Origin of the sequence: uncultured Polaribacter sp., assembly GCF_947497125.1 — a bacterium.
Taxonomy (GTDB): Bacteria; Bacteroidota; Bacteroidia; order Flavobacteriales; family Flavobacteriaceae; genus Polaribacter.
Map to the genome: position 1 here is coordinate 197,440 of NZ_CANMFI010000005.1, position 13,548 is coordinate 210,987.

Here is a 13,548-nt window from a genome sequence, read left to right on the forward strand (position 1 = left end):
TTAAAAAGACAAGACATCATGAAAAAAAATATAGAAAACAAAAAAGGTACAACTCAAGATATTTCTCGTAAAGACGCGATAAAAAAGATAGGTAGTTATGGTAAATATGCAGCACTTACTGCATTAGGTACCTATATGATTTTAAACCCACAGAAAGCTCAGGCACAAAGTCCTGAATCACCTGGGACAGGTTTTTAATCAGAAATAAAAATTTATTTTTAAAATCCCAATTTTATGAAATTGGGATTTTTTTATGTATATGAAGCATATATACAGATAATAAATTTAAAACTCGGCTAATAATAACCTTACTTTTAGGATTGGTTTTAATAGTAATATTAAGAAAATACATATTAAATAGTTTTTTATTTTAACGATATAAATATTACAATAAGCTGTAGATATAACATTTAAAATATTAACACCTTATATATTGCTCGAAAAATTAATGATCTTACCCAAGATAAAAAAGAAAACGGATTGCTCGAGAGATTGCTCAGGAAGTATAAAAAGATAAGTGGAAACTAGTTATATTTTTAAGTTAATGGTTACTTTATTAATTACTTAATATTATAAATTATTTAAAAAAAACTAATTTAAATTAAGTATAATTAGTAATATTAAAATTCTAATCTTTTTTTATAACTGTCTTCTTTGTAAGTAATGGAGAAAGAATATGTTTTTAGATTTGCCATTAAATTTGCAATTGAATTATTGTTTGACCATGTAATATTTAACTTATCGCTAGAAATGTTTTGTATTCTTACTTCTCCTAAAAACGCTTTTAAACTATTTCTTAATCGCATTATTTCAAGCTGTCTAGTAACTATTTCTTTTTTTAAACCATCCAAAATGTCATCTTTAGAAAGTGAGGTTCTATTTATTTCCTTATGACCACCACTACCTCCTTTGTTTGCAGCATCATAATTATTTTTACCAGCAAAAATATCTAAATACCAAACTTGTGGAATACCAGGCATAAACATCTGTATGGCTCTAGCTAATAATAATTTATGTTCATTCTCACCTAAAGCACTAAAAAAAGTAGCATTTACTTGATAATATGAAATTTTTTTTCCTGATGGATCGAATAAGTTTTTTACTCTTCCTCCACGTTCCATAATCTTATTCATTATGTTTTCTATCTCTTTATCTTCTAATAAACCCTTATTATATTTACCATTAACTTCTTTTCCTTTTAAATCTAAAACAGGAATACCATCGTGACAACCCAACATATTTACTGTCTTATAACCTTTATTTATGATTTCGTCAATCCAAGTTAAAAGCGCTTTGTTATCTCCAGTCTCAAGTGTATGAATCATTAAACTTGGTAAAAAAAAATCATAAATTTGATAGTTTTCTTTTGCAACTTCGTGGTGTAAGTTTAAGCCATATTCTGCATGAATTTCTGGAAGAAGAATTAAATCATTTTTTTAAATCTACTCTTGGTTGATTTCTTATAGATATCACCTTTCATTTCTTCTATAAAATCATCATCAATTCTATCTGAGGGATCTAACTTTTCAACCGATAACCCGGGTTTAATACCTGTTTTTTTATACAATATTTCAAACATCACTTTAGTTAATTCTAACTTATGTCTTTCTGTGGTGATAACACAATCATGGATCGTGAAAATTGGTGCTTTAGGACATCGTCTATGGAATTCAGGAACCACACAATCCAATATTAAATAACTCTCCACACGCTGTAGAAGTAGAGAGAAATTCCTTTTACCAATTCTATCCATAATCTTTAGAATAAATTGATTTACATAAGGATAGAACTTGTTTAATAACCGAACTCCTTCTACCAATTCTCGATGTTTTCGGTTGTTTTGAAACAACACATACATGATATCCTTTTTGATTGATTTACGTTCAAAATCCGTGGGAGGAACTCCATGTTCCATTTCAAATAAATGTGAATAAAAATCTTCTTGAAATGGAGCATCTCTAAATTTTTGGAATTCATGATGATCTCTAATTAGTATCTCATCTTTACCCAAATATTCTCTTTTCTCAAAGTGCGCAAACATTATGGGAGAAAATAGATATGATATAACATCTTTTATAATTTTATCAGATAATAGGGTATTCATTATTTGATAAAATGATAACTCATCATTAGATGTAAAGAAATTATAGTTTAAAATACTTGATAGAAGATATACCTGACTACATTTAAGATCTACTTGAACTAATGATTGTTTATCATAGGTCATGTTCTTTTTAAATATCTTAGGTATATTTGTTAATGAAGAATTATATCTCCAATTGGTTGTAGATTTATTATACCAATACTGATTGGTTTCAATATCAGTTATTGTCAATAACCAGATTCCAATTTTATTTTTAAGAACCAGTAACTGATTGTCGTTTATTAATTCTTGAAACAGGGTATTATATATGTATTTTATATGATTTTTGTACTCTTTTTTTATTTCTAAGTTGTGGTTGAAGTAACTATCTAATAACTGGGTTTTGGAGGGTGCTGTTTTATGTTCTCTTCTTATCGTTTTAATCACCTTATCTGTTTTTTGATATTGATCATTTAACTTGATTTTATTACACCTCACACCTTTTAAATAATTGATATCTAACTCAATCACATTTTTACCTTTTAATAGGTTTAAAATCAATTTATAGTCTCTATTTAGTATCTTATTAAGTTCTTTTGAACACAATCCGGTATATCCGTTTTTATCAAACTTTTTAATATTTTTATGTGTTGCCACAACCCTGGATATCAAATGATATATTTTCTCCTTAACATATTTCTGTCTTCGATTAGAGAGATTCAGTTCTTCAATCAATTCAGGGACGTTTAAATTAGTTGGTACTAAAACTTTCATAATATATGGCGTTCAGAATTGTCTCCCTGTCCCCGGTTTTAATTTTAGATTATGCAACAGATATTATGGTTTTAGAGTATTTTCTATTTAATTTAAAGTTTAATAAATTTGAGTAATTGTCATAGGTTTGATATAAGATTGGATCTTCCAAATCCATCAAAACTCCCAAAATGTATTGATAATCTCTCCCTAGGATTCTTATAAGGGTTATGTGGCTAAATGACATCTCCTTACCACTCTGGATTATGTGAATGAATTTTAATGATCGATACAGTGTATCTGACTTAACATCCTCATTCATTGGGTGACCGTTTAATAGTTTTACTATTTGGTTTTCTATCGTATTCATACTATATGGCGTTCAGAATTATCTCCCTGTCCCCGGTTATGAACCTCCTATATTTTTGAAGGAGGTTGGTGATGATTAATAAAATTATGCTGCTATTTGTAATTCTTTGGGTTCAGTGAACTCGCTATGAATGAACTCTAAATCTTGATGGTTAATCTCTTTGACAGAGTTCTCAAGAACCTTACAACCCACTCTATGGTAGTGTGTAGATAGTTCAGTTCCTAAGTATTGTCTGTTGAGTAGTAATGAAATTCTACCAGTGGTGTTGGCACCCCCAAAAGGATCGTATACCCAGTCTGTCTCGTCTGTAGTCATTAAGATTGGGATTACTGGAAGTAGTTCCGCCATCAATGCCGGATGACCTGTTGGGAAGGCATCGTATGCAGGTTTGTTTTTACCGGTGGTACACTTAATCATATGATCAACATCTTGTGCTGCAATATGATTGTAGATCTTTTTATATGGCTTTGTTAAGGATTTTACTTTCTTCCAAACTGTTCCGTTTTCATCAACATCTTTAGCCCCAGAGGTAACTCTGATTTCTTTTTCTCCATCCATATATTTTAATAAGTTATACTTCGCCTTTTCAGGGTTCACAACAAACCATAAAATATACTCAATCTGGTTTACAGGTCTTTTTACAGTCTCGTTCTGAGGTTTAGGATTGGGTTTGGACCAAATTAAACACTCTTTGTATTTTAGTTTTGTGTGTTTTAATATCGCTGCTTTCACCAAACCCGGTATATCCATGGCACAACCTTTATCATAGGTGTCACCAATATTTACAAATACGTTTGACGTTTCATTAAGTACTCCTTCAACTTCCCCAAAAATCTTTCCAACATTATCAGCAAACTCTTCCGGAGTCTTTTCATGACCCAATTCAAAGCTTAAATTTTTCTTATCGTAACCACGCAACATATAATATGGGATGGAAGTAAATAGTGTAGCAATCTTTTCTAAGAATGAAGAGATATCTTTAATATCAACACAATTCATCTTAAAAGTGGTTGCCTTTTCAGGAATTACAAAGGTGTCCTTATAATTGTTTTGAAGATCTTCTTTCTCTTCAATAAATTTATTGACTTGTTTAATGGTAAGTTCTCCTTTTGTTAACTGTTCTGTGAATCCATGATTTTTGGTTAAATCAATATTTTTTAATTCACTTAAATACTTTTCACAATCTGATAAGTTCCACCCTTTGGTTACAACTCCATTTAATAATAGATTTTCCTTAAAGTCATTTTCGATAATTTTATCTAACTGACGGATTGCCATGGGAGATTTCCATCGGTAATCAAGTTTTTCTTTAATAATCGTGTAACGATTGTAAGACTTTCCATTGTTCCCTTGACCTTGACGTTTCTCAACCGATTTAAAAACTTGTAAAACCTCTTTGGTAAGATCTTTAGCGGTCTTTACTCGGTACATATTTAATGACAATCGAAAATCTATTGAAGGATCCGAATCTACAAATTGAACTTTTACTTTTGTTCTACTTAAAGCACATAGTAACTTAAGTCGACGATAACCATCGATTAATTGAAAATCTCTTGAAATGATTAAAGGTAATAACTGTCCTTCCTGTTCTAAAGAAGATTTTAACTGATTTTCTGAATCTTTTGATTGTAACTCATAGAAGTTTTTGAATTCTTCAACTTTTACGATTTGATCGATTTTTACAACTTCGAATTGTTCTTTTAAATTTTTCATGATATAAAGTTTTTAATTATTTATACCACAAAGAACTCTTTTATTAAAGACTGTTTTGTTTGTTTACGATATCATGTTTTTAAAATATGATATCATATTTTAAATTGAACGTCTCGTTTTTCATAATCTAATTGTACCTTATAATAATGAATACCACCATCTATTGTTCTTGAAACCTCATAATATTTTGAGAAATTTTCTCCTACATTTTCAATAATTGATTTCTTAATTATGTTTCTGACTTTTTCAAAATCTTTAATAACATTTTCTCTTATTAGGTTTTCTTTATTATTAAAGTTAATATCATCAAACTCCTGATTGTTTTCATCAAATTTCTTCCAACCTACTTTTGATGCAATTACATGAAGTTTACCTTTAAAGTTTTTTAACTTATTATATATTGAATAGACATCTAACACAAACCCTTTTTTCGAAATATCCGTCGTTTTTACTTTATCTTGTGTTATCAAAAAATGAATGTAAAAGGATTTTGGTTGTTGGGTTAAATTTATATCAACATCACCAATCTGTATCCTACCGTCTAGAGTAACTTGAATAGGTAATATTACCTTTTCAGGAGAATCACCCCGTAAAACATATCTATTCCTTAAGTCACTTAATAAACTCTCTATATGGGATAGAACCAAAGGGTTTTTAATCTTTTCTTGAGCTCTCTGGTAACAATCATCACATATGTAACCAGATATAAACTTATCAGATATTTTCTTTTTATCAGCACACATTGAATTCACGCACGTGTGCTTATCAAAATGAATGTTTTTATCAAGGTGTTCAAAATCAAGTCCAACCCATTTTCCATCTCTAAATTCTTCAATTTTAATATTACAAAGGGTTTGAAATAAATTCTCTACCACTTGAAATGAAATAGGATAACGATAATCTTTTTTGGTATAATGATCCCAATCACTACCTATAATGAAAATGTTTTTCTCTCTAAATGCACTAAACCAATTTGAGGAATGAGTTCTATCAGAAATAATAACAAAGTAATCTTCTTTATCAAATTCATTATTTCTTCTAAATATTTCACAAATTTCAAAAAATTCGTTGTTAGATAATACTTGGTTGTCATTAAATTTATCATAATAATCCTGAAATACTTCCTTACTCTTCACTGGTGATTTTATAAACTCAATAACACCCGAAGTTTGGTTTAATGTCTCTACAACATTATCTAATATTTCTTCTGAAAACTCTGGAGTACAGGTAATGAATACTTTCATAGTGGGGAAATTAATTTGTCTAAAATAATAAATCCTTTTAAAATATAAAATCAATCTTTTCCAATGTATTACATATTTATATTAAAACAACAATATGAAAACAAACAAAGATATTATGGTTTCCTTGAGAATATCACCAGATCAATACCTATCACTATTGGAAAACTTGATAAGAGAGAAGAAAACAAAATCAGAATTTATTAGAGAAAGTATCTCTGAGAAAATCATTAAAATAAACCCAAAAAATTGTCGTAAATCTTTGACTCATGGATATCGTCCATTTAATTAAAAATAAATTTAATGGGTTGGTGCAATGCTATTACCGGTGTTTCAGTTAATTTTAATCGGCAAAATATTTGTTGGGATATTGACCTTCCTGTGAAATAAAACGAAGTTTTAATTATTTATTCAGGTACAGTTTTGTTAGTGTTTCTCCCATAGTATTGCAAAGTATTTCCTGCGGGTGATTCTCATATCCATAGACTTCTAACTGTCTTTTATACAAGTTGTTTTTAGTTTGAGAGGTGATCAAATAATAGTGAAAATACTCGTGTATACATGTTTTTACAACATCCCGAAGTAATACATTGTTTGATCGGTATATAATGATCGTGTTGGTATCAAAACTGTATTCTCCCCCTAAATCAGATGTACCTTCAACTAAAGTTATTAATGGTTTTTGTTTTCGAATTGGATACAACTCTAGACACCACTCTAATACCTCATGTGCCGATTGAAATTGCCAGTCTTCACCATCAGATTTTATAAATCTAATTATTTTATAAATCAGATTCAATAAGAATAACCCTCCAACAATAATGAAGTAATACATGAAAAAAGTGTCCATTAAAGGTGTCGTTTGATCTTAGTAATAGTATTAGGATGTAGCCCAACAATTTTAGCTACTTCAATATTCTTATATCCGTTCTTTAGGAGATCAAGAGCTTGCCGATTTCGTTTCTTACTTAAGAATTTAATAGGATCTTCAACCGATCCGGGTTTTCTTCCTAAGTATTTATTTGGGTCGAGTTTGGCCAGTTCGATCCCCTGTCTCTGATTTTCTAGAATTTGTATTCTGGTCATCTCTGCGACTACCCCAAGAATTGATATGACCATTTTTGCTATCGAATTCTCGTTCCCATTCTCGTCCAATGTGATTAGTCCTTGGGAAATGAATTTTACAGGTATCTTTTTCTCTGTAGTATAGTGAATAAAATTAATAATATCACGAAGGTCCCTTCCGCAACGATCAATCTGCCATACAGATATAGAACTAATTAAGCTTCGATCTATCATCAATTTTAACTTTAAACCTTCAGGTCTTTCAAAAATTGGGATTTTCCCTGAACATTTGTCTTCAATTACTTTATCAAATTCATGTTCTTTGACTCGTTGACGGTCAGTTTTTTGATCTAAACTGGAAACGCGACAATACAGAACGGATTTACTCATAATTTTAGGTTTATATATATTACACCCTAAAACTATAGCAGCATACCCTCTCATGCAGCATAAAACCTATACTTTTTCGCTATTCTAAACCTCATAAAAAAAAGTGTACGCTATTATTGTGATTAATGGATTTTGCCGACTAAAATTGGTGAAGGATCATACCGTGGGGGACCTCCCTGCAGCACTCCCTGCCGTATCCCCCCTTAAATACCTCTTTTTTTGGTATCTGTAGAGGGGGGCAATGACCTGAGCGAATATTTTTCTGGATTTTTTGTAAAAACTCAAGTTTTTTAAAAAATAAATTTTCCAGAATTTTCTCTAAAAATCAGTTTTACACCTGAAGTAGTTTCTCTACCATTGTTTTTTATATTATCCACAAAATCCAAAACATCTTCGATAAACTGTTCATCAAAGTCGTTTTTAATATTTTTATCTGCTACTTTATAACATAACTCTACAAACTCAATAAACCATTCAGTTATATCAATATATGTAGTGTGTTCTAGTTGTCCAAAATATAAATTTTGAACATCTTTTTCATTTAAATTCTTACCAATTAATAAAGCATCATCATAGCTATTTGAAAATTCTGGATTTAACCGTCCTAATGTTTTTATCCATTTATCACCATCTGAAACATATTTTCTCAACTGATCTTTTGTTAAAGGTTCACCCCCCATTAATTTCTTCTTTTAATAATATAAATGATAATTATTATGAGGTTGATGGTAGGATTGATGATAGATTGAATATATCACATATCAAAGTACACGATACTGATTCTTACATTATGTTAGGAGATATTGATAAAATCCTTATGAATAATGAGTTTAGCCAGTATATAAATCTTGTGGTGAGTGGTACTCTTTATGAGTTTTTAGAGCACCGTTTTGGTGTGGAATTAGGTGAAACCTTTGTTAACCGTAAAGAGGTTAAAACAGCAGTATTTCAAGTGCTATTTACAGATAATAGGTTTTTGGGGCAAGAGGATGCAAAAAACAAATTATGGTTTTTGTAAAAAATAACTCATTATCTTTTGCACAACCATTGCATTCAATAATTTGTATATTTGTCTAAATTATATGAAAATATTCGTTTCCATATCAATGTCTATTTTATTCTTTTTTCAAGGGATAAGCATAGATATGGACTTTTGTGGCGCAATTAAAGAAATTTCAAACGTTATTACCCATTATCAAGACCATAAAGTTAATGGAGACTCTTTCTTTGAATATGTAGCTGAAGACTACATTGGCAGCGATGCTAAAAATGAAGAGCATCATCATAACCCAGATAAGGAGAATACACCAGTCCATTCACATAATCAGTGTTGTCACCCTTTGGTATTAATTATTGCGAACAATAATTTGGCTTTAACCAATCGACTAAAATTTGAAGAGAAAAAACAGTATAATTTACATCAAGTAAACTTCACTTCTAGATATTTGGAATCACTTTTCCAACCCCCAAAAGTATAATTCAGTTTTTTTTAAGGATAGCTATATCCTAACGTGATGCTTCTCAAAGTAAGCATTGCTCTATAAAAGCGTTGCACCTATTCGCACCGCAAGTTTTCAACTGAATTAATACATTTTCTATGATTAATAAAATCATTGATTTTTCAATCAATAACAAATTCATTATTGGTTTGCTAACGCTTACCATTGTTGGAGCAGGTATTTGGAGTATGACCCAAGTACCAATAGATGCTGTTCCAGATATTACCAATAACCAAGTTCAAGTCATTACGCAAGCCCCCAATTTAGGTACAGAGGATATTGAACAATTTGTAACCTACCCTGTGGAAGTTGCAATGAGCAACCTGCCTGATGTAAAGGAAATCCGTTCCATTTCTCGTTTTGGTTTATCTGTGGTTACTATAGTTTTTGACGATGATATGGGAACGTATCTACCACGTCAATTAGTAGCAGAAAAACTAAACGAAGTCAAAGATCAAATTCCGAGTGGTTTTGGCGAGCCAACTATGGGTCCTATTTCTTCAGGTTTAGGAGAAATTTATCAATACACACTTAAAGTAAAACCAGAGTATAAAGACAAATATTCGGTTATTGATTTGCGCACAATGCAAGATTGGATTGTACAGCGTCAAATGGCTATGGTAGAAGGTGTAGTTGAGGTAAACGCCATAGGTGGAAAAATTAAGCAATACGAAGTAGCTGTAGACCCAAACGAATTAAAAGCTATTGGTTTAACAATTACCGATGTTTTTGAAGCTCTTGAAGCTAACAATCAAAATACAGGTGGAGCATATATTGAAAAGAACCATCAAGCCAATTTTATTCGTGGAGAAGGTTTGGTGCGTAGTTTAGAGGATATTAAAAAGATTACGGTTAAAAACACTAACAATATTCCAATTACCGTTGGCGACATTGCTACGGTACAATTTGGTGCCGCTATTCGTTATGGAGCTTTAACCCAAGATGGAGAAGGCGAAGTAGTTGGTGGTTTGGTTATGATGCTTAAAGGCGCTAATTCAAACGATGTCATTGAGAATGTAAAAGTGCGAATGGCTCAAATTGAAGAGTCATTACCAGAAGGTGTCATTATCGAACCTTTATTAGACCGAAGTAAATTAATAGCAGAAACGACCTCAACGGTTGCTACCAATCTAATTGAAGGGGCATTAATAGTGATATTTGTTCTTATTTTCTTATTAGGTAACTGGCGTGGTGGTTTAATAGTAGCTTCAACAATTCCATTATCTCTATTATTCGCATTTATACTAATGAATGTTTTTGATGTTTGGGCTAACCTAATGAGTTTAGGAGCAATAGATTTCGGAATTATTGTCGATGGTGCTGTGATTATTGTAGAAAGTACCGTTTTTCTAATTGCTTCGCAAGTCCTAAAGAAAAGGAAATTGACATCTAAAGAACGTGATGGTGTTGCGGCAGATGCCTCAAAAAAAATGATGAATGCTGCCTTCTTCGGTCAGCTGATTATTTTAATTGTATTTCTGCCAATACTGGCATTAGAAGGTATTGAAGGAAAAATGTTCAAACCAATGGCATTGACCTTTATTTTCGCAATGATTGGTGCAATGGTACTTTGTTTAACCTACGTTCCAATGATGTCTGCACTTATTTTAAGAGCGCCAAAGTCAGACAAAAAATCTTATGGCGATAAATTCGTGCATTGGGTAGAACGTAAATACCAACCACTATTAGAAAAAGCTTTAAAGAAAGGAAAATTAATAATTGGCGTTTCTGTTGTCTTATTTGGTATTGCAGTTTTTATGTTTACAAGAATGGGTGGCGAATTTATTCCACAACTCGATGAAGGTGACATTGCATTTCACGCCATTTTAAAACCCGGAAGCTCACTTACAGAAACGATTGAAACAACCACAAAAATTGAACAAATTGTAAAAGCAAAGTTTCCAGAAGTTGAAAAAATTGTAAGTCGAATTGGTGTTGCCGAAATTCCAACCGATCCAATGCCAATGGATTTAGCAGATGTATTTGTAATACTGAAACCAAAAGGTGAATGGACAACCGTTGAGACAAAAGATGAACTCATCGAAAAAATGAAAGAAGCAGTGGAAATAATTCCTGGTGTGAATTATGAGTTTACGCAACCAATTGAAATGCGTTTTAACGAATTGCTTGAAGGTGTTAGAGAAGATATAGCTATTAAACTTTATGGAGAAGATATAAATGTATTGTCTCAAAAAGCAGAAGAAATATCTAAAATTATTGCAGGTACAGAAGGTATTGGCGATATGAAAGCGGAAGCTACAACTGGTTTACCGCAAATGACAATTACTTATAACAGAAGTAAATTGGCACAATACGGACTTCAAATAAACACGTTAAATCAAATTGTGCAATCAGCTTTTGCAGGAGGAATAGCAGGAACTATTTTTGAAGGAGAAAAACGATTTGATTTGGTGGTTAGGTTAAGTTCTCATAATCGTAAAGACATAACAGATGTGCAAAATTTGTTTATCAACTTACCTTCTGGTGCACAGATTCCACTTCGCGAAGTAGCTGATGTAAGTTACAAAGCAGGTCCAATGCAAATAAGTAGAGATAACACCAATAGAAGAACTTATGTAGGTATTAATGTAAGAGGTCGTGATGTAAAATCGTTGGTAGGCGAAATTAAAACTAAATTAGATGCACAATTAGAACTACCTTCTGGTTATTTTATTCGTTATGGTGGTGCTTTTGAAAATTTAGAACGTGCCAGTAACCGTTTGCAAACGGTTGTACCTATTGCCTTGTTGCTCATTTTTATACTGATATATTTTGCACTAAAATCGTTACCACAAACCTTAATGATTTACATCGCTATCCCAATGGCAACCATTGGTGGTGTTGTAGCATTATGGTTACGAGATATGCCTTTTAGTATTTCGGCAGGTGTTGGTTTTATTGTACTGTTTGGTGTTGCTGTTTTAAACGGATTAGTAATGATTAGTGGACTTAACGAATTAAAAGAAGAAGGAGTAACCAATCTAAAAGATAGAATAATAGAAGGTACAAAGCGAAGAATTAGACCTATTATGTTAACAGCTTTTACAGATGTTTTAGGCTTTTTACCTATGGCAATTTCAGCATCAGCTGGTGCAGAAGTTCAGCGACCTTTAGCAACTGTTGTAATTGGTGGTTTATTAACCTCTACATTATTAACATTATTCGTTTTACCTATATTATATCATTGGGTAGAAAACAAATCATTCAATCTTAGAACTGACAAAAAAGTAATAACAGTTACTGCTATGGTAGCTTTTATGTTTTTGTTGCCAATAACAGGTAACGCACAACAAATAAAAGATTCGTTACCATTTATTTCAATGCAAGAAGCAGTGAAATTGGCTAAAGAAAACTATCCAAGTCTAAAACAACGACAGCTTGAAATTGATAAGCAACAACAATTAAAAGGAACTGCTTTCGATTTTGGTACTACTCAAATTTTTACTGGTGGCGAAGAAATTAACAATGGCACAGGTATTTATACAACTATAGGTGTTGGTCAATCAAATATAGACGTGTTTGGTATTTCCCCAAAGAGAAAATTACAGGAGCAACGTATTCAGTTAGCCCAAAAAGCCTTTCAGCTTTCAGAATTAGATTTAGAATTGGAAGTTAAAAAGGCGTGGGCAAATGCCTTACAAAGTAAAAGGAAGTATAATTTATACAAAGAGTTAGATTCTATTTATGCCAATTTTGAAAAAGCAGTTGCATTAAATTATGAAGTAGAAGCTATTTCGCGGTTAGAATATTCGGCTGCCAAAAATCAAGCCTTACAAATTCAGAATAAATTTATGCAATCAAAAAGTGAATATGCTATTGCATTACAACAATTAAATCTATGGTTAGTTTCTGATGAATATTATACAGTTTCAGATGAAATTGATATAGAGAGCGAAATAAATGTAGAATCCTTTAGTTTAGAAGCACATCCGTTGTATACTATTTCTCAACTTCAAGTCACAGAAGCAGAAGCAAACTATAGAGCTGCTAAAGCTGAAAATTTACCAAAATTCAACCTTCAAGGTGGTTTACAAAAAGTAAATGGCAATTCAGGATTTTACACCTATCAAGCAGGAATTTCAATTCCGTTTTTATCAGGTTCTAGCAAAGCACAAGTTAGAAGTGCCAGAATTGATAAAGAAATAGCGGAAACCAATGTAGCGTTCAAAAAACAGGAAGTACAATCAAGGTTTGTTCAGGCTAAAGAAAATTATATGAAATGGAAAACATCTTGGGAGTTTTACAAAGACCAAGTTTTACCATTAACAAAAGAGCAAAAAACAGGTGCATTACTGGCATACAGAGAAGGCGAAATAGATTATACTGCATTTACGCAGTTGATAAAAGAAGCCATTCAATCGGAACTGGAAGCACAATCAGCATTAGTAAACTATTTAGAAAGCACATTTCAACTACAATATTTTAATCAATAAG

At 31.5% G+C, this 13,548-nt stretch carries 10 protein-coding genes; 4 read left to right on the top strand and 6 right to left on the bottom strand.

The features are described 5' to 3' along the window. Positions 1-18 precede the first annotated feature (18 nt). Positions 19-198 carry a hypothetical protein gene (locus Q0678_RS09410; protein WP_299057061.1) on the top strand — a complete coding sequence of 60 codons (180 nt, stop codon included), beginning with the start codon at positions 19-21 and terminating at the stop codon, positions 196-198. A 422-nt stretch (positions 199-620) separates the two neighbouring features. Here the strand turns inward: Q0678_RS09410 and Q0678_RS09415 are convergent, their stop codons facing one another. The 6 genes from Q0678_RS09415 to Q0678_RS09440 all read right to left on the bottom strand — a co-directional run bounded on the left by Q0678_RS09415 (position 621) and on the right by Q0678_RS09440 (position 8,295). After that, positions 621-1,325, bottom strand: coding sequence for a hypothetical protein (locus tag Q0678_RS09415; RefSeq protein WP_299057064.1), 705 nt, complete (start codon positions 1,323-1,325; stop codon positions 621-623). A gap of 98 nt (positions 1,326-1,423) precedes the next feature. After that, positions 1,424-2,857: a hypothetical protein gene (locus Q0678_RS09420; RefSeq protein ID WP_299057066.1), complete on the bottom strand. Its 1,434-nt coding sequence runs from the start codon at positions 2,855-2,857 to the stop codon at positions 1,424-1,426. 433 nt (positions 2,858-3,290) lie between these two features. Next, the gene (locus tag Q0678_RS09425) at positions 3,291-4,919 is read right to left on the bottom strand and encodes a DNA modification methylase (protein ID WP_299057069.1); all 1,629 of its coding nucleotides are present in this window, start codon (positions 4,917-4,919) and stop codon (positions 3,291-3,293) included. Between the two features lie 92 nt (positions 4,920-5,011). Then, positions 5,012-6,163: a hypothetical protein gene (locus Q0678_RS09430; protein WP_299057072.1), complete on the bottom strand. Its 1,152-nt coding sequence runs from the start codon at positions 6,161-6,163 to the stop codon at positions 5,012-5,014. An 846-nt stretch (positions 6,164-7,009) separates the two neighbouring features. Further along, positions 7,010-7,615 carry a recombinase family protein gene (locus tag Q0678_RS09435; protein ID WP_299057074.1) on the bottom strand — a complete coding sequence of 202 codons (606 nt, stop codon included), beginning with the start codon at positions 7,613-7,615 and terminating at the stop codon, positions 7,010-7,012. Positions 7,616-7,905: 290 nt separating this feature from the next. Continuing rightward, complete coding sequence (locus Q0678_RS09440; RefSeq protein ID WP_298949638.1) at positions 7,906-8,295, bottom strand: hypothetical protein; 390 nt, start codon at positions 8,293-8,295, stop codon at positions 7,906-7,908. Between the two features lie 110 nt (positions 8,296-8,405). On the opposite strand from Q0678_RS09440, the gene Q0678_RS09445 reads away from it, so the two are divergent. From Q0678_RS09445 to Q0678_RS09455, 3 genes are all read left to right on the top strand, one after another. Beyond that, a complete protein-coding gene (locus Q0678_RS09445; RefSeq protein ID WP_298949636.1) occupies positions 8,406-8,633 on the top strand; it encodes a hypothetical protein in 228 nt (75 codons plus the stop codon). A gap of 64 nt (positions 8,634-8,697) precedes the next feature. After that, the gene (locus Q0678_RS09450; RefSeq protein ID WP_299057076.1) at positions 8,698-9,093 is read left to right on the top strand and encodes a hypothetical protein; all 396 of its coding nucleotides are present in this window, start codon (positions 8,698-8,700) and stop codon (positions 9,091-9,093) included. A 119-nt stretch (positions 9,094-9,212) separates the two neighbouring features. Further along, a complete protein-coding gene (locus Q0678_RS09455) occupies positions 9,213-13,547 on the top strand; it encodes a CusA/CzcA family heavy metal efflux RND transporter (protein WP_299057079.1) in 4,335 nt (1,444 codons plus the stop codon). Position 13,548: the final 1 nt, after the last annotated feature.

Coding starts and splice junctions, on each gene's coding strand:
- Q0678_RS09440 (WP_298949638.1), bottom strand. CDS start 8,295: ATGGGGGGTGAACCTTTAACAAAAGATCAGTTGAGAAAATATGTTTCA.
- Q0678_RS09430 (WP_299057072.1), bottom strand. CDS start 6,163: ATGAAAGTATTCATTACCTGTACTCCAGAGTTTTCAGAAGAAATATTA.
- Q0678_RS09445 (WP_298949636.1), top strand. CDS start 8,406: ATGTTAGGAGATATTGATAAAATCCTTATGAATAATGAGTTTAGCCAG.
- Q0678_RS09420 (WP_299057066.1), bottom strand. CDS start 2,857: ATGAAAGTTTTAGTACCAACTAATTTAAACGTCCCTGAATTGATTGAA.
- Q0678_RS09410 (WP_299057061.1), top strand. CDS start 19: ATGAAAAAAAATATAGAAAACAAAAAAGGTACAACTCAAGATATTTCT.
- Q0678_RS09450 (WP_299057076.1), top strand. CDS start 8,698: ATGAAAATATTCGTTTCCATATCAATGTCTATTTTATTCTTTTTTCAA.
- Q0678_RS09435 (WP_299057074.1), bottom strand. CDS start 7,615: ATGAGTAAATCCGTTCTGTATTGTCGCGTTTCCAGTTTAGATCAAAAA.
- Q0678_RS09455 (WP_299057079.1), top strand. CDS start 9,213: ATGATTAATAAAATCATTGATTTTTCAATCAATAACAAATTCATTATT.
- Q0678_RS09425 (WP_299057069.1), bottom strand. CDS start 4,919: ATGAAAAATTTAAAAGAACAATTCGAAGTTGTAAAAATCGATCAAATC.
- Q0678_RS09415 (WP_299057064.1), bottom strand. CDS start 1,325: ATGATTCATACACTTGAGACTGGAGATAACAAAGCGCTTTTAACTTGG.